This is a genomic window from Flavobacterium sp. GW823-FHT06G12, assembly GCF_058794775.1.
The window spans coordinates 567,974-591,605 of sequence record NZ_JBXAHE010000004.1 but is presented as its reverse complement, the minus strand read 5'-3'; the positions used below and the strand labels follow the sequence as shown (position 1 = coordinate 591,605).

The following is a 23,632-nucleotide window of genomic DNA, read 5'->3' as shown; positions in this document are numbered from 1 at the left end:
CTTATTTTTTATCAGTTGAGTTTGTTTCTTCTGTTGGTGCTACGTATGGTTTGTTTTTCTTTCCAAAAAGAGAAACGTTTACGTAACGGGTTGGATAAAGACGAAGGTCTTGCAATAACAATTCTAGTTCTTTTGAAGTTTTAGTCAGGTTATTATACAATGCCTCATCGTTAAGTATTTTTCCTGCTGTCCCTTTTCCAGAATTCAAATTACTCATTAAAACATCAACTTTAGCTAAAGTTTGGTTCAAGTTACGAACTGTTTTACCCAAATCTGCCTTGTTTAATGAATCTGAAATCTTATTGAAGTTGCCAGACATTTTATTGAAGTTTGTAACCATTCCATTTATCTGGCCTTTATTAGTATCTAAGATATTGTTAAGACTACCAGATGCTTTATGAAATTGTTGCATTGTCTGACTCAACTCAGCAATTGTTTTCTTTAGATTTTCCTGAGTATTCTTGTCTAAAGTATTGTTTAATCCTGTAACCAAATTATCAATATTCAAAAGCATTTTATCAAGCTTTTGCTGAATTGGCTCTATTTTTCCTCCTAATGATTCTGTCAATCCCAATTCAACGGTAGAAGTTAATTTCTGTCCGTCTTCAGCTAATTCTTTGTCAGCAAAATTTGGAATAATTTTAATTTGTTTTCCTGCAATTAAACTTGGAGAATAAATTGCTGCTGTACTGCTTTTAGAAATTGGAAAATCTGTTTTAAGCTGAAGTTCAACCAATAATTTACCAGTTACTTCATCAATTGTAATTTTACTTACTTTACCAATTGCAAGTCCATTAAGTGTTACTGGAGCTGATGGTGCTAAGTCTTCAACATTATCATATTCAGCGTATAATACGGTATAATTAGTAAAAAGATCTCTGCCTTTTAAAAAACTATATCCCCAGATAAATAATAAAATAGATACGATGACTAAAATAGCCGTTTTAATTTCTCTTGTTAGTTTCAAAATTCTAAGTGTTTGTACAAAATTAATATAAATATTCGAACTTGAGCTTATTATTTAATCGCGTCCTGAATACTGATTTTTTCACCATCTTTAGTTGCTACTAAAAATGCAGCGCCATATCCTTTACTTTTAGCTTCTTGCAGATATTTTTGGGCTGTCTCGTAACTTGAAGTTTCTTCGTAGAAATATTTATAAATATTGTTTTCATATACCATCGTTACATTTTTCAATCCTTTAAAATTTTTAGGCTCTAAAGGTGTTTTTTTGATGCTAGCAATAAGTTGTACTTTAAAAAAAGTCCCTTTTGGACTATTCTTTGCTACTGCAACTGGTGCACTTGTTTTAGGTTTTGCAGGAGTAGTGTCTCTTATGGGCCGACTCTCAGTAGCTTCCGCTCCTGTCCCAAAATATTCGCGTTTGTAACTTAAGATTGCTTCTGCAATTGCTTTCGCAATATCATCTTGACCTTCTTCAGAATTCAAAATATTTCCTTCCGTTGGGTTCGACACAAAGCCAGTTTCAACCAAAACTCTTGGCATATATGCTTTGTGAAGTACCATAAAAGGCGCTTGTTTCACTCCTCCATGACGAAGTTTTTTTCCTAATTTTTCGAAATTTTCCTCTATTTTGGTGGCAAGCGTTATACTATTATCTAAGTATTCTTCTTGCATTAAAGTCATACCAATCATAGATTCTGGAGAATTAGGATCGTAACCTTCATATTTACGTTTATAATCTTTCTCTAATGTAATTACAGAGTTCTCTTTTTTCGCAGCTTCAAGATTTGATGCTACTTTACTTAAACCCATTACATAGGTTTCTGTTCCGTCGGCTGCTGTATTTTTGTTTGCATTACAGTGAATAGACACAAAAATATTCGAATTTGCTCTGTTGGCAATATTAGCTCTCTCTACCAAATCTATAAAAACATCTGTTTTTCGAGTATAAATTACATTAACATTAGGATTTAGCTCTAAAATCTTTCCTACCTTCAAAACAATAGCTAAAGCAATATTTTTTTCAATTCGTCCACTGTAAACAGCTCCAAAGTCATGATCTCCATGTCCGGCATCAAGTGTCACCTTAAACACATTTGACTGACTATGAGCACAAAAGGACGATATTATTAGAAATAAAGTAAATATTACCTTAAATTTGTTAATTCTATTCATAAATCTAAAAGTTAATTTTAATAAAATGCAGCTGTTATAATTTTTAGAATTGATTATTTTTGCCAAAAAATTATATGTAAGTTTGACATGTCAAAAAACAAGCCATAATTTTACAAAAATAGCATTTAAACCTTTGCACACAAACTTATTTAATATCGTTTTAATATCATTTTTCCTAACTATAGGTTGTGGTAATTTATACTCGCAAGAAATAAAAAACAAAAAAAAGCCTTTACCTGCTGTAAAACAAACAGATAAAGAAAATCCTGCAATTACAGATACCATAAAACTAGATACGGTTAAACCAAAAAAGACTTTTTTGGATGGAAAAGTAAGATACAAAGCAAAAGACTATGCTAAAATTGATCAGAAAAAAAAGCTGATCACTTTATATAATGAAGCAGAATTATACTATAAAGATGTCGAATTAAAATCGGGTATAATTGTTCTTAATTACGAAAAAGATGAAGTTTATGCAGGAAGAATTAAGGATTCTGCAGGAGTACTAACACAATTTCCGAACTTCAAACAAGGATCAAGTGAGGTACAGCCAGATTCGATCCGTTTTAATTTTAAAACTAAAAAAGCTTTAATTTATAACTCAAGAACAAAACAAGGAGAATTAAATATTAAAGCTTCTGTTACCAAAAAAGAGAATGATTCTGTATACTTCTTAAAAGGAGCAATTATTACAACTGCTCAAGATATCGATAATCCTGAGTATTATTTCAAAACCAGCAGAATTAAATTTGTACCAGGCAAAAAAATTGTTGCCGGTTTAACCCAAATGGTAATTGCTGATGTTCCTACACCACTTGCATTACCTTATGGTTTTTTCCCTTTAAGCAAAGAAAAAAGCGTCTCTGGTATTATTATTCCGAGTTATAACGATTCTAACACACGTGGATTTTCATTGCAGAATGGAGGTTACTACTTTGCGTTAAGCGACAATTACGACTTAACTGTACTTGGAGATTATTACACCAACGGAAGTTACGCCATGCGTTTTGAATCTGCATATGCTACTCGATATAAGTACCGAGGAAATGTCAATATCCGTTTTGAGAATTTAATTAGCAGTGAGCGCGGGTATCCTGATTATTCAAAACAAAGTATCTATAATATACAATGGTCGCATTCTAAAGACACAAAATCAAATCCAAATTCTACTTTTTCTGCTTCTGTCAACATGGGCAGTAGTAAGTATTTCAAACAGTCGATCAATCAAGCAAATATTGGATCAAACTTAAATAACACATTAAGTTCATCTATTTCATATAATAAAACTTTTAACACCATTCCTGGCTCACGTATTTCGTTATCTGCAACACATAGCCAGAACACACAAACAGAAGACATTATTATGACTCTTCCATCCTTACAAGGAAGTATCGATCGTGTTTATCCTTTTGTTGGAAAAGATGGTGTAAAGAAGGGATTAATCAAAAACATCAACTTACAATATAATGTAAGCGGTAAAAACTACTTTAAAACAAAAGATTCTTTGTTTTTTAAACCACAGATGTTTGACGATACGCAATTAGGATTACAACAGACTATTCCGTTGAGTACAAACTTTAAGATTTTTAAATATTTTAGTGCTGGAGCGTCTACAACCTATCAAGAAACATGGGTTAACAAAACAATCCAAAAAGAGTACGATCCTACTGCAGGACAAACAGTTAATAAATCTATAAACGGTTTTGACTCTTATAGAACTTATAATTTCAGCACCAATTTAGGAACAACTATCTACGGAACTTTTAACTTCGGAGACGACAAAAGAATTCAGTCAATTAGACACGTAATGCGTCCAAGTATAACTTATGCTTATACGCCAAGTTTTGAAAGATACTACGACACTTATGGAGTCGATGCTTCTGGAAGAATTACTTCTGAATATACAAGATTTGAAAACGGATTATTTGGAGCGCCTGGAAAAGACAACTCTAATATTGTTGGTTTTGCCTTAAGTAATACTTTTGAAGCCAAAGTAAGAGACCGAGACAGCACAAAAACAGAGCCTAAAAAAATAATGTTGTTAAACAACTTAAACTTTAGCACAAGTTACAATTTTAATGCTGATGGCAAATCTACTTTTGGCTGGCAACCTGTATTGGTAAGTGGTGGAACACAGTTTTTTGACAATAAAATGAATATGAACTTTGGAGCCACATTAGACCCATATGCAATTGATAATGGAGGTAACAAAATTGACAAATTCAATATTGACAATGGAGGAAGTTTATTTAGAATGACTAGTGCAAACGTAACTGTAAACTACTCATTCTCTAATAAAGGAACCGGAAAAGAGAAAGAAAAGAATACCCAAAGTCAGCGGAACGGAGGACGAAGCGATGACTTGTTTGGTACAAATACCGACTTAAATGACAGCCGTAACAGCCAGTTTGCTAACGAGCCTGAAAAAGATGATGTAATTACAGAATTCTTCAATTCTAAAGTCCCTTGGGACATGACACTTGCCTATTCGTTAACGTATTCAAACGTAAAGCGAGAAAGCACTATTTCTGGTAATTCGATTATGATTTCTGTCAATACCGATCTTACTCCTAAATGGAAAGCCGGTGTTTCTACAGGTTATGACTTTGTACAAAAAGGAGTTACCTTTACACAATTCCGTTTTGAAAGAGATTTATTAAGTTGGAGAATGGCCTTTAACTGGCAACCATTAGGAACAAATTCTAACTGGAACTTCTTCATCGGAATTAAATCTGGTATGCTTAGCGATATCAAATGGAACAAACGTAGCGTTTCTAACAGATAAACTACTTTCGAATCAAAATAAATTTCATTATGAAAAAAATCATTTTTACCGAGAAAGCTCCGGCTCCAATCGGACCGTATAATCAAGCCGTATTGTCTGGAAACACACTTTATGCCTCTGGACAAATTGCAATCAATCCTGAGTCAGGAGAATTGATTACAGACAATATTAACGACGAGACCGACCAAGTGATGAAAAACATTGCTGCTATTCTTGAAGCAGCAAATATGACTTTTGAGAACGTTGTAAAGTCAACAATCTTCATTATGGACATGAACAACTTTGGAGCAATAAATACCGTTTACGGATCTTATTTTAACGAAAAAACCGCTCCAGCTCGTGAAACGGTTCAAGTGGCATGTTTACCAAAAAATGTTAATGTAGAAATTTCTATAATTGCTGTGCAATAGCATCTAATAATAATTGTGCCGTTGCTTCATTGGTTGCCAGCGGCACATTATGCACATCGCAAACGCGAATTAGCATGTTAATATCTGCTTCATGCGGATGACTTGACAAGGGATCTTTAAAAAAGAAAACCATCTGCGTAATTCCTTCCGCAACTCTTCCTGCAATTTGCGCATCGCCTCCAAGAGGTCCAGAAAGCATTCTCTGAGTTTTAAATCCAGCAGCTTCTGCTTTTCCTCCAGTAGTACCAGTACCAATAAGCCTTATTTTTTCATTGTGCAAAACAGCTTCATTTTTGATTAAGAAATCAATTAAATCTGCTTTTTTTCCATCATGAGCAATAATGGCAATTTCCATAAAACCAGAACTATTGATTAGCGACATGGTAAGCAATTAATCCATCAATAGGTCTTCTTAAAACATTCCCTAATTGAAGTTCATATTTATTAAATGTCTCTTGCAATTCATCTTTCAAATAAAATGCAATAGAACCAACAAAATGTACTGGAACTTCTTTGCAGTTATCGAATTGTTTGATGTAATTTTTAACAAAAGACTTCATTCCTTTGAAAATGATTTTTCTGCAGAACTCAGTATCTTTATGCTTAATTAAGAATTTAGCATAAGTAGCTAAATAAGCATTAGGATTTGGCTCTTTATATAATTTGTTTTTAATAAAATCTGGATCAACGTCGTACTCTTTTTCAAGTTCAACAGCCAATTCTTTAGGCATTTTATTAAAATAGTATTTTCTAATTAATTCTTTTCCAAAAACGTTACCGCTACAATCATCCATTACGATGTAACCTAATGATTGTACTTTTTGATGCAACACTTTTCCATCAAAGTAACTGCAATTAGAACCCGTTCCTAAGATCGAAACTATAGCTTCTTGTCCTTTTGGAGTTGTTGCATAAACTGCCGCATAAGTATCTTCTTGAACGTCTACAATTGCGTTAGAAAAATACTCTTGGAAAATTCTTTTTAACCACTCTTTCATTCTATCAGTACCACATCCAGCACCATAAAAGAATAAATGTGTAGCATTTTTTTTGTTTTGTAAGATATCAAAACGGTCATTTAATCTTTCAATGATTTCTGGCTCGTCTAGAATTTCAGGATTTAATCCTAAAGTTTGTGTTGTGAATAATACTTTTCCATTATCATCTATCGCAATCCAATCGGCTTTAGTAGATCCACTATCAACTATTAATTTCATTTGTTTAGTTTTTGGAATTAGGTTTTCTATTCTTAATTTAAAAGTGTATTTTTTACATTAATTATAGAGGTAACAAAATAAGAAAATCCCGTTATTATAAGTAACGGGATTTTGCAAAAATATATATTATTATTTTAAACCTGCAATATGTACAGATAAATCAATTAATTTGCTTGAGTATCCGTACTCATTGTCATACCAAGATACTAATTTGAAGAAAGTTGAGTTTAAACCAATTCCTGCACCAGCATCAACGATTGAAGTTCTTTTATCTGAAATAAAGTCTTGAGAAACAACTGCATCTTCAGTATATCCTAAGATACCTTTCATTTCGTTTTCTGAAGCTTTTTTCAATACAGCTAAGATTTCTTCGTAAGTTGTTTCTTTAGCAACTTTTACAGTTAAATCTACTACAGAAACGTCAGCAGTAGGAACACGGAAAGACATTCCAGTTAATTTTCCATTCAAAGATGGGATAACTTTTCCAACCGCTTTTGCAGCACCTGTTGAAGAAGGAATGATGTTGATTGCAGCAGCACGTCCACCTCTCCAGTCTTTTCTAGAAGGTCCGTCAGCTGTCATTTGAGTTGAAGTAGTTGCGTGAACAGTAGTCATTAAACCTTCAACGATTTCGAAATTATCGTGGATAACTTTAGCTAAAGGAGCTAAACAGTTTGTAGTACAAGAAGCGTTAGAAACAACTAAATCAGAAGCTTTTGCAGTTTCGTGGTTAACTCCCATTACAAACATTGGAGCATCAGCAGAAGGAGCAGAAATGATAACTTTCTTAGCACCACCTTTTAAGTGCTCACTTGCAGTTTCGATAGTCGTGAAGATACCAGTACATTCAGCTACTACATCTACATCAACTTCGTTCCATTTTAAATCAGCAGGATTTCTTTCTGCAGTGATACGGATGTTTCTTCCGTTTACATATAATTTTCCTTCTTTAACTTCTACAGTTCCATTGAAACGACCGTGAACTGAATCATATTTTAATAAATAAGCTAAGTGATCTACGTCTAACAAGTCATTGATTGCAACAACTTCTACATTATCTCTATTGAAAGACTCTCTAAAAACGATTCTTCCGATACGTCCAAATCCGTTTATTCCTAATTTTACTTTTGACATTTTACTAAATTTTTGCTTTTGTTTTTATTACACTAATTCAAAGTCTAATTTCCTCACAATAAACTTCTCTTTCTTTTTTAAACTTTATATTGGTTATGTCGACATGATGTCAGACACTCTTAACAATTCTCTATCAATTTCTGATTTACCTTTAATAGCTTGCTCAAGTGGTGTTAAGATTACTTTATCTTCACGAAGTCCAACCATATAGTTCGATTTTCCTTCAATTAAAGATTCTACAGCTTTAACTCCTAAACGGCTTGCTAAAACACGGTCAAAACAAGATGGAGAACCACCACGTTGCATGTGTCCTAACACCGAAACACGCACATCGTATTCTGGCAAATTAGCTTCAACATAATCTTTTAATTCGAATACGTTTTTACCAATTTTATCTCCTTCAGCAATTACAACAATACTAGATGATTTTCCTGACGCTTTACTTTTTTGAAGCGAATCTAAAAGACGATCTAAACCTAGATCTTCTTCAGGAATAAGAATTTCTTCTGCTCCTGCACCAATACCTGCATTAAGAGCAATATGACCTGCATCTCTACCCATAACCTCTACAAAGAAAAGACGGTTATGAGAACTTGCAGTGTCTCTAATTTTATCAATACAGTCTACAACAGTATTTAAAGCAGTATCATACCCTAAAGTAAAACTTGTACCATAAATATCATTATCGATTGTACCTGGAATTCCCATAACTGGGAAATCAAATTCTGAATTAAAAATTAATCCTCCAGTAAAACTACCATCACCACCAATAACAACCAAAGCATCAACACCTGCCTTAACAAGGTTATCGTGTGCTTTTTTTCTACCTTCAGGGGTTCTAAACTCAACTGAACGAGCCGATTTCAAGATCGTTCCACCTTTGTTTACAATATTATTTACGCTACGTGGTCCCATCTCCTTGAAGTCTCCTTCAATCATTCCTTGATACCCTCTATAAATTCCGATGCATTCTATATTATGGTATGCGCAAGTTCGAACAACTGATCGTATTGCAGCATTCATTCCAGGTGAATCTCCTCCTGAGGTAAGAACACCTACTTTTTTTATTGTTTTTGGCATTATTTAAGTATTAAAGTGTAAAATTAGCAAACATTCAGCACTTTTCGGGTTACGATTATCATAAATTAATAAAATCTGTTAAATTCAAACGTTTTCGTTAATAAGTTTTTTCTAGGAAAAAATTTCATTAAAAATAATAAAACGCTATTTTTTTAATTAAATCGTCAAAATTAACAATACCCTGATGAAGTGTTATAAAAATCAGAATTTCCCGCTCACATGGAAAATTTTATTAGAGTGCCTAAATTTAGCACAAAAAAAACCATTATGAGAATAATGGTTTTATAAATGCCGATTTTTAACAAAGTGTTAATAATCGTTATCTGGAATCAATCCTTGATTATTAGTTGGTGCCTGCTGTTCTTTTTTCTTCTTTTCTTCTTCTTTCTTTCTTTTCTCCTCATCTTCTTTTGCTTTCTTCTTATTCTTTTCCGAATCTTTTTTACTTGTAAAATTCATGTAATCCGGATTTAGATAAGAATCCTGCATTTGATCGGCAGAAGAACCTTTTACCGCTTTTTCTATTTTATGGCTTTTAAATAACTTATTTACAAGCTCGCTAAAGGTATCAAAATCTACTTCATAAGAAATACCGACTCCTTGTGTATAACCAATTCCTTGTCCTATGTAATTAATATCATTTTCCTTATTGAATAAACGGAGATTCATTGTCCCATCTTCATTTACACGATATAAAATCTCAATATCTCCAACAATTGCAGATTCGTTTACACCACCAACAGGAACTCCCAATTTACCATTAATCGTAATTCGTTCATTTACCTGAGACGATATATTGGCCACAAACTGACCATCAACCTCCTGCCCTGTCCTTCTATCTGCAGCGATATAGTTTAAGTCAATATTTACTTTATCATTATCTGATTTGATAATGCCTCCTAATAAACTTGAAGCCGTTTCTGTTAATGTTCCAGAGAAATCTCCCTGACTAAATCCGTCAGTACTCATAAACGAACCTGTCGACAACAGATAGAGTGCCTGCGTCTGGCGAATATCTTTGTCATCAAGCTTATATTGTATTTCCGATTTTAAAACGTTACTCACAGAAGGGAATTGAATATCAAAATTTGGTTCTGGACTCGCCAAATCTCCTCTCAATCCGATAACGACCTCTACAGGAACTTTTTTATTAAATGAAGAAGTATTATCTAAAAGTACTGCCGGATTGGCTTGGGTTTTGTAAACTGCTTCCAAATTTAACTGAGCACGCATCGGGTTTCCTTCCCAAATAATCGAACCACCTTTTTTTACTGTAAACTTTTTATCGATAAGTCCGCCATATTTAAAGTTATAAGTTCCTTCATATGCCTGGAAATCCCCCCACATATTGAATTTACCCAATGTATTAATTTTAAACAAAAGCGATCCGTATCCTTTTCCTTTCATACCATGACCCGAATTTCGATCTAGAATAACTTCTACTTCGGCATCTGGTGTAATATCAAAATCAAATTCTAGCTCAAGCCCGTTATAATCTCTTGTTTTCTCAACAATTCCATTAGCTAGATTGTACTTCTCTTTTGGCGTTACAAAATGAATCCAGCTACTTTCTCCAACACTTTGCGTGTTATTGATTGGAATCTTAACTTCAGTACCTTTTTCAGATTTTGCATCTACTTTAATAAAAAGAGCTTCAACAGGACCTTTTATACTAGCAGATCCATTTATAAAGGCCGTTCCAAAATATGCAGCATCTTCACTGTCTTTTGTATCTAATGCAACTAATCGTTTAGAAGTAACATTTAAATCTAATTTCCAATCACCAAAATTATTATGCTCGATACTTCCATTCAATAAACCTTTTGTTCCATATTTAGTATCAGTCAACTGATTATTTCTAAACAAGAATTTTTCGTTAGTTAAATCAATTACAGTTCGATCACTGAGTTCATAATCCGTATTTAGATACGGAATTGTCATTCCTGCTTTCTCAACATACAAACGTCCATTGATTTCAGGTTTTTTCAAATTTCCAATAACAGCCGCGTTTCCAGAAACAGAACCTCTAACATTAGAGATAACATCACCTCCTATAGTTCCTAATGTAGCCAAATTGAAACCTTCCAGCTTCAAGCTCATATCCATGATAGTTTCTTTATTCTCAATAGCAAAAGTTCCGTTGGCTCGAAACGATTCGGTAAAGCCATTTTGGATCGATGAATTAACTGTGAATTTCTTAAAATTTTCGTCTCCCGAAATATCAAAATTAAGCGTACCCAATTCCGTCTTATTCATCACAAGATGGTCAATTTTAATGGATGCCGTGGGCTGATAAACATTTTTATTCTGCTTATAGTTCACATTTCCATTCAAGTTACCATCAAATACAAATTTGGAATTTACTGGCGTAATTTTATTAATATCAACATCTTCAAAAGTGAGGACCAAATCTTTATAATCGGTGCCTTTTATAACTCCGTTTAGATCAATTTTTTGGTTTTCGTGAGATAAAACAATATTATCAAATGAGAAATTTTTAAAGTACTGATCAACTATAATCTGATTATCTTTTTCAGCATTTTCGTTTAAGTACCACAGATAGTCTTTAAACTTCATTTCAGATTTCTTGATTCCGATAATATTATTTTTATTCTTATCAATGGTATGGTACAAATCTAGATTAAAGTAATCCTCACCTTCATTTCCTCCTTTAAACTCCGAACGCACATAAAGAGTATCATTTGCGGTAACATTAATCAAATTAAAATCTCGTATTTTATAATAAGGTGTTTTTATACTGTCTAACTCAACATAAGCATTATAAAGCGGATTCTTATTGTCAATATTAATACGGATGTTATCAAATGTATTTTTATCAGCCGTGATTTTTTTAGATCTGAAACGGAATTTAAACTCTTGTAAATCAGAATCTATTTTCCCTCTAACAACTGTAGACGAATCTATATTAATTTCTGGATAAAGCATTTCGACCACTTTATCATAAACACGGAAATTGAAATTTAAAAACTGTCCTTTTTTAACTTTGTAAGGTTTATAATTGGTATACAAACTACCAACTGAATTCATGACCAATTTATTCAATTGATCAAATCTAAATTTACCCACAATTTTTCCGTCGACAACATCATTTGAACTGATGGTAATCGTTCTCAAACGATCAGCATCAAAACTTGAATTCAGATTTACTTGATCAAAAACATAAGTCGATTTTGGATTTTGATATTCTGCATCATTAATAAAAATATCACCTTGCAGATTTTCAATAGAATTTCCAGATAGCTGAACGACAACATCGCCTTTAAAATGAGAAATCGAATCGCCAACAAATTTAAGTTTTCGCAAATCTGAATTTTCGACATTGATATGAAAATCATAACGATTTTCTTTTTTGCTCAAATCTAGCAAACCATCAAAACTTAAATTCAAGTTAGGATCATTAATAGCAATTTGCCCTTTATAATAAGGAAGCTTAAAATTTCCGTTTACTACTATATTATTATAGGTGTATTTATTGTAATCTAATTTCGAAATGTCTCCTTTTATAACAGTATTCAAATATTTTTCAGTAAAACCAACCCCATCCACATCTAGATTCAAAGTAGTTCTGCCAATATCTTTTCGGCTTAAAACAGCACCAACATCAAAGTTTGTCAAGATGATATTTCCAGAATAGGAAGCTTTATCAATAAAATCCATATTATTCATATGAAGATCGACTTGTCCATTTCCAAGATCGGTTGCCATTTTAAAATCTGTTTCTAAGGCTGTAGTCGAAACTTTTGCTTTTCCAACAATATTAAACTTACCGATTTTTTTCATTTCTTTCGGAAGCCTTTTTCCTAAAACCTCAGGAAGCAACACCACGAGATCATCATAGCTAGAAAGCAACTTGTCAAATTTTCCATCCATAGAAAACTTCTGGTCTTTACTGCCTAAAAGATTTCTAAAATTGATTGTTCCGTTAATTTTTGATCCATTTGTATCACTTAATCTTAACCTTGTTAGAAGCATGTTATTAAGCGGACCGTCTAGTTTTGTTTTTAGCTTAAAATGCTGGTTTTTGCCTAAACCATCGTAAAAATGACGAATATCGTTTGTTGCAATAGAAGAAGAATCTATCAACACATCAAATCGAACTTTATCTGTAAAATCCAGAAAATCTGAAGGCTTGTAATTTAGAATTGCCACACCGTAAATGGAAGATCTTTTGGTTTTAATAGCCAGATTTTCGACTATAATCTGTTTTTTGGTATAACTAAATTTCCCTGCAAAATTAGAAACATACAAACCACGGTGATCCATAAACGAAAATCGGTGAATGTTTGTATTTACATCTGGCCCATACAATTTAAACTCGCTGATATAAGCGTTTAATTTTGTAAAATCTAGAAACTTTGGAGTCGTTTTATTTTCATCAATAACAGAAAATCTTCCTTTTTCTATATAACCATTTTTAGCCGTCAGCAAAAAATGCTTTGTTGATTTTTTCTTAGGTGTATCTTCAACTTCAAAAGCTTGTATAAACTTATTGATATTGTTCTCGTCTTCGCCTTTATAAGTTTTCAGATTAAAAATCAAGCCTGTCAAACGTAAATCTCCAAAAATCAAATCTCCATCTAACAGTCTGCTGAAACTCGCAATATCGGTAGTAATAATATCCGAATAAATCATCGTTTTTTTATGATGATCTAAAATCGTTACTTTCTTCAATTTTACTCCGCCAAAAATGTTGATTGCCGTTTTTTCGACATTAATATTAACCTTGTAATCTTCGTTTAATCGGTTGGTAACGTAATTGGCAATCTGAGTCTGAACGACAGGAAGAGATAGTATGATAGCAAGCGCTAACAAAAGTAAAATCAACCCAATTAGGGTTCGTGATATTATTTTCTTTACTTTTTTGATAGCTTCTTTAATTTTAGTTTCTTTTAAATTTATTTTGAACAGACAAAGAACGGCTGTTTTTGATAAAAATTCTTTAATTTTGGGGCACTGCTTAAATCAAAGAAATTTAATAATTTGATTTGTCAAATATAATTCAAAATTTGTGCCTTTATATGCAAAATCCAGAGGTTTTTATTCTAGCCATCGAAAGTTCATGCGATGATACTGCTGCCGCGGTTTTACATAACGACAAAGTATTGTCAAATGTTGTAGCCAATCAATTAATTCACAACCAATATGGAGGCGTAGTTCCAGAATTGGCTTCACGCGCGCATCAGCAGAATATTGTTCCAGTGATAGATGCCGCACTTCGCAAAGCAAATGTACAAAAAGAACAGCTAAGCGCAATCGCATTTACGCAAGGGCCAGGATTGATGGGCTCTCTATTGGTGGGAACTTCTTTCAGTAAATCATTATCGTTAGCCTTAAACGTGCCTCTAATTGCTGTAAATCACATGCACGCTCATATTCTAGCTCATTTTATTGATGAAGAAGGCTATGACAAACCAGAATTTCCATTTTTAGCCTTAACAATCAGTGGTGGACATACTCAAATTGTAAAAGTGAATAGTTTTTTTGATATGGAAATCATTGGAGAAACTACAGATGATGCTGTTGGTGAAGCATTCGATAAAAGCGCAAAAATTCTTGGACTTCCTTATCCTGGTGGGCCTTTGATTGATAAATATGCGAAAGAAGGAAATCCGAAAGCCTTTCCTTTCACAAAACCTAAAGTTCCGGGATTAGATTTTAGTTTCTCAGGATTGAAAACAGCCATTTTGTATTTCATTCAAAAAAACAAACAGCAGAATCCAAATTTTATTGAAGAAAATCTAAATGATATTTGCGCTTCTATTCAGCACACCATTATCGAAATTTTGATGGATAAAATAAAATTGGCTGTAAAAGAAACTGGAATTACTCAAATTGCTATTGGCGGAGGAGTTTCGGCAAATTCTGGAATCAGAGCAACTTTAAAAGAAACTGAAAGCAAATACGGTTGGAAAACTTTTATTCCAAAATTTGAATATACAACAGATAATGCTGCAATGATTGGAATTGTAGGATACCAAAAATACTTATCTAATCGTTTTGAAACTTCTGCTGTAGTTTCAAAAGCAAGAATCGAATTTTAATCATGCAGTTATTTTTTAATCCGAATATAGACGAAACAACCGAAAGTTTTTCTTTTGATAAAGAAGAAAGCCGTCATATTATAAAAGTTCTTCGAAAAAAAGATTCAGATATTCTGCATGTTACCAATGGTTTTGGATTATTATTTGAAACTCAGATTACTCTGGCTTCAGATAATAAATGTACCGTTGAAGTACTTTCTATAAAAAATGCCGAAAAGCCAAAATTTCATTTGCATTTGGCTGTTGCGCCCACTAAAATGAATGATCGTTTTGAATGGTTTTTAGAAAAAGCAACTGAAATTGGCATTCAAGAAATTACACCTATTTTCTGTGATCGCTCTGAACGAAAAGTAATTAATCGTGATCGTTTCGAAAAAATCATTTTATCCGCAATGAAACAATGCAACGAAACATTTCTTCCAAAATTAAATGAAGCTGTTTCTTATAAAGAGTTCATTAAACAAAAACAAAATGGCTTACAATTAATTGCGCATTGCGAAGAAACGGATAAAAAGTCACTAAAAGAGGTTTTAAAACCAAATGAAGATGTTACGATTTTAATTGGCCCAGAAGGCGATTTTTCTGAAAAGGAAATTGCACAGGCAATAGAAAACAATTACAAACCTGTAACTTTAGGAAATACGCGTTTAAGAACAGAAACAGCAGCGGTTGTGGCTTGTCATAGTGTTGTTTTCTTTAATGAAGTTCCTAATTAAACACAATTTTGTCATTTCGACGAAAGAGAAATAGTACGGTAAAGCCCTATAATTTAAAAAATCAAATGAAAAAAATATTTTACTTATTATTACTTTTTTCAATCTCTTCTTTTTCGCAAGAAATTGCTTTGCTTAAATATAGCGGCGGCGGTGATTGGTATGCAAATCCGACATCATTGCCAAATTTAATCAGTTTTTGCAATGCTAATATTAATACCCGTATTAAAAGCAAACCTTCTACTGTAGAACCAAGCAATCCAGATTTACTTTCGTATCCATTTGTTCATATGACTGGTCACGGAAATGTCGTTTTTAGCGATGCTGACGTAACCAATTTAAGAAATTATCTAACGGCTGGAGGTTTTCTGCATATCGATGACAATTACGGAATGGATCAATTTATTAGAAAAGAAATCAAAAAAATATTTCCGAATAATAATTTAGTTGAACTTCCAGCAAATCATCCAATTTTTCAGAAACCATTTCCTTTTCCAAACGGATTACCAAAAATTCACGAACATGATGGAACTCGTCCGCAGGCATTCGGAATTTTTATTGATAACAAACTTGTTTTACTCTATACTTACGAATGCGATTTGGGTGATGGTTGGGAAGATCCTGAAGTTCATAACGATCCTGCAAACATAAGAGACAAAGCGCTAAAAATGGGCGCCAACATTATCAATTATATTTTTACCAATTAAATTTTAGAAAGTGCAGCTAACTCACGAAGAAAATCAATTTGAAAGAAAAACATTTCCTATTACTTTAATATGCGATCACATTTACTTTCAGCAGAATATTGGTTCTTTATTCAGAATATCTGAAGCTTTTGGAGTTGAAAATATTATATTTTTCGGAAAAGATATTCCGCTGACACCACGTAAAATCAATAAAACTTCACGCAGTACACATCTTCATGTGGCTCATTCTGTTATTGAAGATTTTGGTGAACTTCAATCCTATTTACTTGATAATAATTTTGAAATTATTGCCTTAGAAATCACTTCGAGTAGTAAACCCTTAAAAGAAGTTATGATTCCTTTCGACAAAAAAATCGCTCTTTTGATTGGAAGTGAAATTAACGGAATTTCTGAGGAACTTCTAAAACTTTCTCATCAAATTGTGCATATCAATATGTTTGGCAAAAACAGCAGTATGAATGTGGTTCAGGCTGCAAGTATTGCACTTTATGAAATAACTTCTTTGTAAGACATACTTTAAAAAAACCGTTTTTTCTTCACTCAAGTCAAAAATTTGCAAATACAAAAAATCGTTAAACTGCAAATAATCAAGACGTAATGCATTAAAAAAATAAAAAAGAAAGAAATAACTTATTAATATTTTATGTTTAATTTTTGTAAGAATCAGTATTTGTAAGGGTTTGTAAAATTTCTCACAAAATAATCTTTGTAATATTTTTCTACAATATTTTTTTGTTATAAAATTGCTGCATTATTCAACTAATCAACATTTTTATAACAAAAACCCAAATTATTATGAAAAAAGTTATTATTACCACATTTGCAGCATTAATGCTGTTTGCTTGTCAAAATGAACAATCTGATTCTGCCAATGCAGATGCAACTGTTGCTTCTAGAAGAGGATGCGCAACACAAGAAGTTTTAGAAGCTCAATTAAAAGCTGATCCTTCGTTAGCTATTAGAATGAACGAAATTGAAACTTTTACTACACAACATGCAGGTTCAAATTTTACAGGGCGTTTGGTAAATGGAAAAATCGAAATTCCAGTTGTGGTTAATGTTCTTTATAGAACTGCTGCACAAAACATTTCGGACGCACAAATTCAATCACAAATCGATGTTTTAAACAAAGATTTTAATGCTTTAAACTCAGATTATAATAATGTGCCTGCATTATTTGCTGGAGTTAAAGCAAACATCGGAATTACATTTGTTTTGGATCAAGTTATTAGAAAATCTACAACTAAGACTTCTTGGGGAACAAATGATGCAATGAAAAAAACTGCACAAGGCGGAATTGCTCCTACTTCTCCAACTACAAAATTAAACATGTGGTCTTGCAACATTGGCGGTGGAATTTTAGGTTATGCACAATTTCCTGGCGGTGCTTCATCTACTGATGGTGTGGTAATCGATTCTCGCTATTTCGGATTATCTGGCGCTGCAAACGCTCCATTTAACTTAGGAAGAACGGCAACACACGAAGTTGGCCACTGGATGAATTTACGTCACATTTGGGGAGACGCAACTTGCGGAAGCGATCTTGTTGCAGATACTCCTACTCATAATGATGCAAACTATGGAGTTCCTGCTTACCCACATTACAGCACTTGTTCTGGAACGCCAGTAGAAATGACAATGAACTACATGGACTATGTTGACGATGCTGCAATGTATATGTTTTCGGCAGGGCAAAAAAGCAGAATATCGGCTATTTTTACAACTGGAGGTGCTAGAGCAGCATTTGCGCAATAATAGAATAAAAAAATCAATTAAAGCGAGATGTTTCCATCTCGCTTTTTTTGTTTGATGTTAAATTTTAGAATGCTTTTTCCTATATTTATGCTCTAAAACTTGAATTAATGATAACATCAAAAATTATTGCAAATGGAATTTTACGAGCGCTCGCTGTAATCTTAATTATAGCAGTTGTGCTTTATTTTTTATATGAAATTCAGACTGTAATTGTCTATTTATGCATCTCATTAATTTTATGTTTAATTGCCAACCCATTAGTTTTATTTTTAAAAAACAAGCTAAAGTTTGGCAATTCATTGGCCGCAACAACAACTATTATCTTGTTCATTTTCCTGATTGTAGGCTTTATTTTATTGTTTGTTCCGTTAATTATTTCTCAAGCCAACAATTTATCTCTTCTAGACACAGCACATCTTCAGGCACAATTTATACAAACAGAACAAAGCATTGAACAATATTTTAATATTCAGCATGTTGACTTAAATAAAGTCATAAAAGATTCTAAACTAACCTCTATGTTAGATTTTAGCTATTTTACTGGATTTATCAATTCAATAATAAGTTTTATGGCCGATATGGGAATGGGATTGGTTTCTGTTTTCTTCATCACCTTTTTCTTTATAAAAGATCAGGAAATTTTTAAAGCTCAAGCCCGCAGAATACTTCCTGACACAAACGAAGACAAAATCTTAAATTCTATCACTAAAATAAATCATTTACTAACACGATATTTTATTGGACTTTTGCTGCAGCTTACTGTTGTTTTTATTTTGTATCTAATTGTTTTAATGATTTTTGGAAATAAAAACGCTTTTGTAATTGCCTTTTTATGTGCTATTCTGAATGTTATACCATACATAGGGCCAATTATTGGAACTATTTTAGCTGCACTTTTAACCATGATTAGCTTAATAGGTCAAGATTTTCAATCGCAAATTCTTCCGACAACAATTTATGTCGTAATTGGCTTTTTATTGGTTCAGGCAATTGATAATAATATCAGTCAACCGATAATCTCTTCAAAAAGCGTAAATTCGCATCCTCTGGAAATATTCTTAATTACTTTAATCAGCGGAATTACATTTGGAATCGTCGGAATGATCATTGCCGTTCCTTTGTTTACTATGATAAAAGTAATTTTAAAAGAATTTTTTCCTGAAAACAAAATTGTCTCCACATTAACCGAAAGAATATAGTTTTGAATATTTCTATTTTGCATCAAGATATACAGGAATTTATAACCCAAAATACTGGTGCAGATATAACAAAATTGGCACTGCAGAAAAATCCATTTCCAGAGGTGGATTGGATTTTAATTTTAAACCAAATTGAAGCCCGAACTAAAGCTAAAGAAAAACTTCCGTCTTGGTTTGCTGCTGAAAATATAATTTATCCAAGCAAAATATCTGTAGAACAGACCTCTTCAGAAAAAACAGCAGCTTACAAAGCTTCTTTAATTTCTGGCGAATCTTTAATTGATTTAACTGGAGGCTTTGGTGTCGATGATTATTATTTTTCGAAGAAATTTAAATCGATAACACATTGCGAAATCAATGAAGAATTATCTGCTATTGTTTCGCAAAATTTCAAAAAATTGCAAGTTGAAAATTGCACTTTTCATGCTGGAGATTCTATTCATTTATTGGAAGAAACGAATCAAAAATTTGACTGGATTTATATTGATCCTTCAAGGAGGAACGACAGCAAAGGCAAAGTTTTCATGCTGAAAGATTGTCTCCCAAATGTTCCTGAACTGCTTGATTTTTATTTTGAAAAATCAGATTCTATTTTAATTAAAACTGCGCCATTATTAGATATTTCGGCAGGATTATCAGAATTAAAAAATGTCAAGAACATTCATATTATAGCGCTCGAAAATGAAGTTAAAGAACTCCTTTTTGAGATTCACAAAAGTTATTCTGGTAGAATAACTTTAAAAACCGCCAATATTTTAAAAGAAAAAACAGAAACTTTTGAATTTGTTTTAGGCGAAGAAATCTCATTCCCATCTTTTGATTTTCCAAAGAAATATCTCTACGAACCAAATGCGGCTATTATGAAATCTGGCGGTTTTGATGAAGTAAGTATTACTTTTAAAATTGACAAACTTCATAAACATTCTCATTTGTATACTTCTAATGAATTAATTGATTTTCCTGGAAGAAAATTTGAAGTTCAAAAAGCCATTTCATACAACAAAAGCGAGATGAAAAATGAACTTGCAAATAAGCAGGCAAATGTCACAACTCGCAATTTTCAGGAAACAGTAGAAAACATTAGAAAAAAATGGAAAATAAAAAGTGGAGGTAATTTGTATTGTTTTTTTACAACTGATGTAAAAGATAACAAAATAGTTTTAATTTGCACCAAAATAAACTAATACAATGAAACACCTAATTACACTAACCCTTTTTTTATTGACCATTACCGCATTTGCCCAAAAACCATGTGAATACAGCGTAAATGTAAATGACTCTATTGGAAGCTATAAAGTAACAAATGAGTATTTAATGAGTGAGAAATATTTTGGAGGAAACTTTGATTATATCTTCTTTTCATTAGCCCAAACAGACGGATTGCCTACTTTAAATTTACAATCTATTCAGAAAAGTAAAGATTTTATTAAAGCCAACTGTTTTGATAAAAATTCAAAAATCTTTTTACAATTAGAAAACGGAAAAATTGTAACATTGATGCATATCAATCAAGAAAATTGCGGAACATTAGTTCGTGACGACAAAGGATTTGACAACCGCATAAACACTGGTATTTTTATGTTTATGAAAGACAATTACGAAGAACTAAAAAAATCTCCGATCTCAATTATGCGAGTTAAATATCTAACAAATGTTGAAGATTATATCGTAAAAAGAGAACTAACCTCTGAATTGACTGGAAAGGTTACACACCCAAATACCTATTTTATGGAAAACATAAGATGCGTTGAATAATTAATCGCATTTCCATTTCTGGTTGGACACTTTATCTTTTAAACCTGCTTTTAAATTATAATGCCACCATTCAGAATCAAAAGAATTGAAGCCGTTTTTAATCATTGTATTTTTTAGATACTTTCTATTTGAAAGAATATCTTTTGAAAGCTGTTTAAAATTATGACTGGCCATAATTCCGAAAAAATCAAAAGACGTTCCCATATCAACTTCTTTTCCTTTAACATCAACTAAAGAAATATCTACGGCTCCTCCTCTATTATGGATGGAGCCTTTTTTTGGATCTGCAACATAAATAGGATTCGAAACAATCTCCCACATTTTTTTCTGAATATCTAAAGGCCTGTAGCAGTCATACAATTTAATTTTATATCCTTTCTTCTGAAAATCTTTATTGGCTGCAATTAATGCTTTTACAGTCTTTAAACGAAGCATACATTCAGCACAATCGTAAACCTTTGTTTTCAGAAAATTATCTTCGGTCGCATATTTCATATCGTATATAAAATCATTACTATAATCTCTTAGATTTACAAAAGTAGTATCTGAAATTTTAACTTCTGAAGGAGAAGTATAAACCTCGTTTTGCGCTTGTAGAGTGCTAATTCCTAAAAGAAAAAAAGCTATAATTTTTAATGTATGATTCATTGTCAGATAATTTAAAAAAATGAAGTTAAACAAAAAATATCAAAAACCGATTTTTACGATTTCTCTTTAGAGCTAAAAATTTATTTTTTTGAATCTGAAATCCGTCATAAATTACTGTCAAAAGAAACAATATTTTTAATATCTTTATGAAAATTAGACTATTACGACTTTGTAAAATAAATTATTAATTCTAAAATCAGTTATATTATGAATTACAGAGCCAAATACATTTCAGCTGCCATTGTAAGCAGTTTAATCTTATTATCCTGCAAAAAAGAAATTATTAAAGAAGTTCCTAAAACAGATTCTACTTCTATAAAAACTGAGGCTTTACAGGCAGATAGCACTGTTTTAAACCCAACTGATTCTTTATATGCTTTAGTAGATAAAAGTGTTATTGGGACTCAATTTTTAACTAAAAGTAGTTTAGCGCCAAGATTAAAAAAACTTTTAGGAGCTGACTACGATGCAATGATAAAAAACTGGAATACCGAAACTCCTTTTGAAAAACAAGATAATGTACTGCACGCTTGGGGTTGCAAACAGCATGACTGCAGCACTTATTCTTATGATTTGTATATTGATGTTAAAAACAATAAAATAAACGTCTACAAATTTTCTGAGTCAAAACTGACGATTTTTAAAGAAGATAATTTTGAGATTGAGATTACAGGCAACTTTTTAAAAGATTTAAATATTAAAAAGGAGAATACAGAAATTAAAAAATAATACATGCATAAAAAAGCGGTTTTAAAAAAACCGCTTTTTTATTAAATATCTTGAAAGCTATATTTCTCCTGTAATTAGAATGTTCTCCTTTACGCCTTTGTCTCTCAACATTCTAAAATGAGAACGAACAGCATGATGAAACGGATATGAAGTATAAGGAAGATTATATTCGGCTGCATAACGTTTTATAATTGGCGTAATATATGGATAGTATGTATGCCCAACCGCCGGAAAAAGATGGTGTGCAACATGATGAGTAAATCCGCCGTATAAAAAATTAGCCAATTTACTTTCTGTACTAAAATCTTTGGTAACAATCATCTGATGCATCACCCAAGTATCAGAAAGATTTCCGTCTTCATCTGCATGAGGAAAATGAGCATCTTCGTCAACATGAGTAGAAACTAACGCCACAACACCAATTGCGCTACCGCATAAATGCATTGAAAGCCAAGCAAAAAGAACCGTATACCAAGGCTGGCTCAAAAGCATCATTGGAATAAAAAGCAAGTAAATTAAATTAATAATTTTAGCCACAAACAACCTGTAAACTTCTTGTCTTGGAATTTTATCTACTACTTTCTTTACATAATTATCCTTTTTACCAAAAAAGTCTTTAAAATCTCTAATATAAAGCCAATTTAGGCTATAAAAAGGATAGATAAACCACATGTAAATGTGTTGATACTTATGGTAATTAAAGAGCGGACTGTTTGGGAATATTCTAATAATATCGCTCTGTTTGATATCAACATCCCAATCTGGCACATTTGGGTATGCATGATGCAGACTTATATGACGTCTCATCCAAAGCCAATGATTACTCCCGAAGAGTTCTAAAACATATAAAAACCATTCATTATGCTTTGGCTTTTTAAACAAAGCTCCATGTGCAGCATCATGAAATGCATTTATAAATAAAACGATCATTGTAATGCCAGACAAAATGTAAAAAAGAAACAATAAGGGAGTCTGATTCCCGAACATTAAAATACAGGCGTAGAATAAAAAAAATACTGCTAGAAGCCCTAATGACTTCACAACATTTAATACATACAAGGACGAGTTTTTTAAGACCGTTTCATTCACTTCTAAACGCATCTTTTTAAAAAAATCATCCGCTCCTGGTTTAACATAAACCGGTCGTTTTAATTTTTCCATATTGGTTACTGCTAGAAATTGTTAATCAAATTTAGTAAAAAAAAACTTAACTACTTGATATATACCTAACTAAAAATGAAGTATTTTATAACAAAAAAACCACTCCAAATAGAGTGGTTTCATTACTGCTGTAAAGTT

20 protein-coding genes are annotated in these 23,632 nt (G+C 32.3%); 11 read left to right on the top strand and 9 right to left on the bottom strand.

Annotation, left to right across the window (positions count from 1 at the left end; translation table 11 throughout):
* Position 1: 1 nt before the first annotated feature.
* Together AC1Q5Z_RS18190 and AC1Q5Z_RS18185 are read right to left on the bottom strand one after the other, a co-directional pair.
* The gene (locus AC1Q5Z_RS18190; RefSeq protein ID WP_278020988.1) at positions 2-967 is read right to left on the bottom strand and encodes an MlaD family protein; all 966 of its coding nucleotides are present in this window, start codon (positions 965-967) and stop codon (positions 2-4) included.
* 50 nt (positions 968-1,017) lie between these two features.
* Positions 1,018-2,139, bottom strand: coding sequence for an N-acetylmuramoyl-L-alanine amidase family protein (locus tag AC1Q5Z_RS18185; RefSeq protein WP_343589031.1), 1,122 nt, complete (start codon positions 2,137-2,139; stop codon positions 1,018-1,020).
* A gap of 82 nt (positions 2,140-2,221) precedes the next feature.
* Here AC1Q5Z_RS18185 and AC1Q5Z_RS18180 point away from each other — a divergent pair, with 82 nt between their 5' ends.
* Both AC1Q5Z_RS18180 and AC1Q5Z_RS18175 read left to right on the top strand, forming a co-directional pair.
* Positions 2,222-4,924 (top strand): putative LPS assembly protein LptD, encoded by a 2,703-nt coding sequence (locus AC1Q5Z_RS18180; protein WP_492446257.1) that lies wholly within the window; start codon positions 2,222-2,224, stop codon positions 4,922-4,924.
* A 29-nt stretch (positions 4,925-4,953) separates the two neighbouring features.
* Positions 4,954-5,334 (top strand): RidA family protein, encoded by a 381-nt coding sequence (locus AC1Q5Z_RS18175; RefSeq protein WP_198856317.1) that lies wholly within the window; start codon positions 4,954-4,956, stop codon positions 5,332-5,334.
* On the opposite strand, the gene AC1Q5Z_RS18170 is transcribed toward AC1Q5Z_RS18175, so the two are convergent.
* From AC1Q5Z_RS18170 to AC1Q5Z_RS18150, 5 genes are all read right to left on the bottom strand, one after another.
* Positions 5,315-5,689, bottom strand: a complete 375-nt coding sequence (locus AC1Q5Z_RS18170; protein ID WP_044048067.1) for a methylglyoxal synthase — start codon at positions 5,687-5,689, stop codon at positions 5,315-5,317. The genes AC1Q5Z_RS18175 and AC1Q5Z_RS18170 overlap by 20 nt on opposite strands.
* Before the next feature lie 10 nt (positions 5,690-5,699).
* The gene (locus AC1Q5Z_RS18165; protein WP_198856318.1) at positions 5,700-6,551 is read right to left on the bottom strand and encodes an N-acetylglucosamine kinase; all 852 of its coding nucleotides are present in this window, start codon (positions 6,549-6,551) and stop codon (positions 5,700-5,702) included.
* 129 nt (positions 6,552-6,680) lie between these two features.
* Positions 6,681-7,685 carry a type I glyceraldehyde-3-phosphate dehydrogenase gene (gap, locus tag AC1Q5Z_RS18160; protein WP_012026555.1) on the bottom strand — a complete coding sequence of 335 codons (1,005 nt, stop codon included), beginning with the start codon at positions 7,683-7,685 and terminating at the stop codon, positions 6,681-6,683.
* A 93-nt stretch (positions 7,686-7,778) separates the two neighbouring features.
* Complete coding sequence (gene pfkA / locus AC1Q5Z_RS18155) at positions 7,779-8,765, bottom strand: 6-phosphofructokinase (protein ID WP_198856319.1); 987 nt, start codon at positions 8,763-8,765, stop codon at positions 7,779-7,781.
* Between the two features lie 309 nt (positions 8,766-9,074).
* On the bottom strand, positions 9,075-13,610 hold the full coding sequence (locus AC1Q5Z_RS18150; protein WP_345159666.1) for a translocation/assembly module TamB domain-containing protein: 4,536 nt from the start codon (positions 13,608-13,610) through the stop codon (positions 9,075-9,077).
* A 194-nt stretch (positions 13,611-13,804) separates the two neighbouring features.
* Here AC1Q5Z_RS18150 and tsaD point away from each other — a divergent pair, with 194 nt between their 5' ends.
* From tsaD to AC1Q5Z_RS18110, 8 genes are all read left to right on the top strand, one after another.
* Positions 13,805-14,827 (top strand): tRNA (adenosine(37)-N6)-threonylcarbamoyltransferase complex transferase subunit TsaD, encoded by a 1,023-nt coding sequence (gene tsaD, locus AC1Q5Z_RS18145; protein WP_198856321.1) that lies wholly within the window; start codon positions 13,805-13,807, stop codon positions 14,825-14,827.
* Positions 14,828-14,829: 2 nt separating this feature from the next.
* Positions 14,830-15,543 (top strand): 16S rRNA (uracil(1498)-N(3))-methyltransferase, encoded by a 714-nt coding sequence (locus AC1Q5Z_RS18140; protein ID WP_343589033.1) that lies wholly within the window; start codon positions 14,830-14,832, stop codon positions 15,541-15,543.
* 65 nt (positions 15,544-15,608) lie between these two features.
* Positions 15,609-16,247 (top strand): DUF4159 domain-containing protein, encoded by a 639-nt coding sequence (locus AC1Q5Z_RS18135; RefSeq protein WP_492446253.1) that lies wholly within the window; start codon positions 15,609-15,611, stop codon positions 16,245-16,247.
* 10 nt (positions 16,248-16,257) lie between these two features.
* Complete coding sequence (locus tag AC1Q5Z_RS18130) at positions 16,258-16,755, top strand: TrmH family RNA methyltransferase (RefSeq protein WP_492446252.1); 498 nt, start codon at positions 16,258-16,260, stop codon at positions 16,753-16,755.
* A gap of 287 nt (positions 16,756-17,042) precedes the next feature.
* Positions 17,043-18,002 carry a zinc metalloprotease gene (locus tag AC1Q5Z_RS18125; RefSeq protein ID WP_198856325.1) on the top strand — a complete coding sequence of 320 codons (960 nt, stop codon included), beginning with the start codon at positions 17,043-17,045 and terminating at the stop codon, positions 18,000-18,002.
* A gap of 107 nt (positions 18,003-18,109) precedes the next feature.
* Entirely contained in the window at positions 18,110-19,201 is a 1,092-nt protein-coding gene (locus tag AC1Q5Z_RS18120) for an AI-2E family transporter (protein ID WP_198856326.1), read from the top strand.
* A gap of 2 nt (positions 19,202-19,203) precedes the next feature.
* Positions 19,204-20,385: a THUMP-like domain-containing protein gene (locus AC1Q5Z_RS18115; protein ID WP_343589038.1), complete on the top strand. Its 1,182-nt coding sequence runs from the start codon at positions 19,204-19,206 to the stop codon at positions 20,383-20,385.
* Positions 20,386-20,389: 4 nt separating this feature from the next.
* Positions 20,390-20,956 carry a hypothetical protein gene (locus AC1Q5Z_RS18110; protein ID WP_278020984.1) on the top strand — a complete coding sequence of 189 codons (567 nt, stop codon included), beginning with the start codon at positions 20,390-20,392 and terminating at the stop codon, positions 20,954-20,956.
* On the opposite strand, the gene AC1Q5Z_RS18105 is transcribed toward AC1Q5Z_RS18110, so the two are convergent.
* Complete coding sequence (locus AC1Q5Z_RS18105; RefSeq protein WP_343589040.1) at positions 20,957-21,604, bottom strand: M15 family metallopeptidase; 648 nt, start codon at positions 21,602-21,604, stop codon at positions 20,957-20,959.
* Between the two features lie 207 nt (positions 21,605-21,811).
* Here AC1Q5Z_RS18105 and AC1Q5Z_RS18100 point away from each other — a divergent pair, with 207 nt between their 5' ends.
* Positions 21,812-22,333 (top strand): Ivy family c-type lysozyme inhibitor, encoded by a 522-nt coding sequence (locus tag AC1Q5Z_RS18100; RefSeq protein WP_492446248.1) that lies wholly within the window; start codon positions 21,812-21,814, stop codon positions 22,331-22,333.
* Positions 22,334-22,390: 57 nt separating this feature from the next.
* On the opposite strand, the gene AC1Q5Z_RS18095 is transcribed toward AC1Q5Z_RS18100, so the two are convergent.
* Complete coding sequence (locus AC1Q5Z_RS18095) at positions 22,391-23,494, bottom strand: fatty acid desaturase family protein (protein ID WP_286971614.1); 1,104 nt, start codon at positions 23,492-23,494, stop codon at positions 22,391-22,393.
* Between the last annotated feature and the right edge of the window lie 138 nt (positions 23,495-23,632).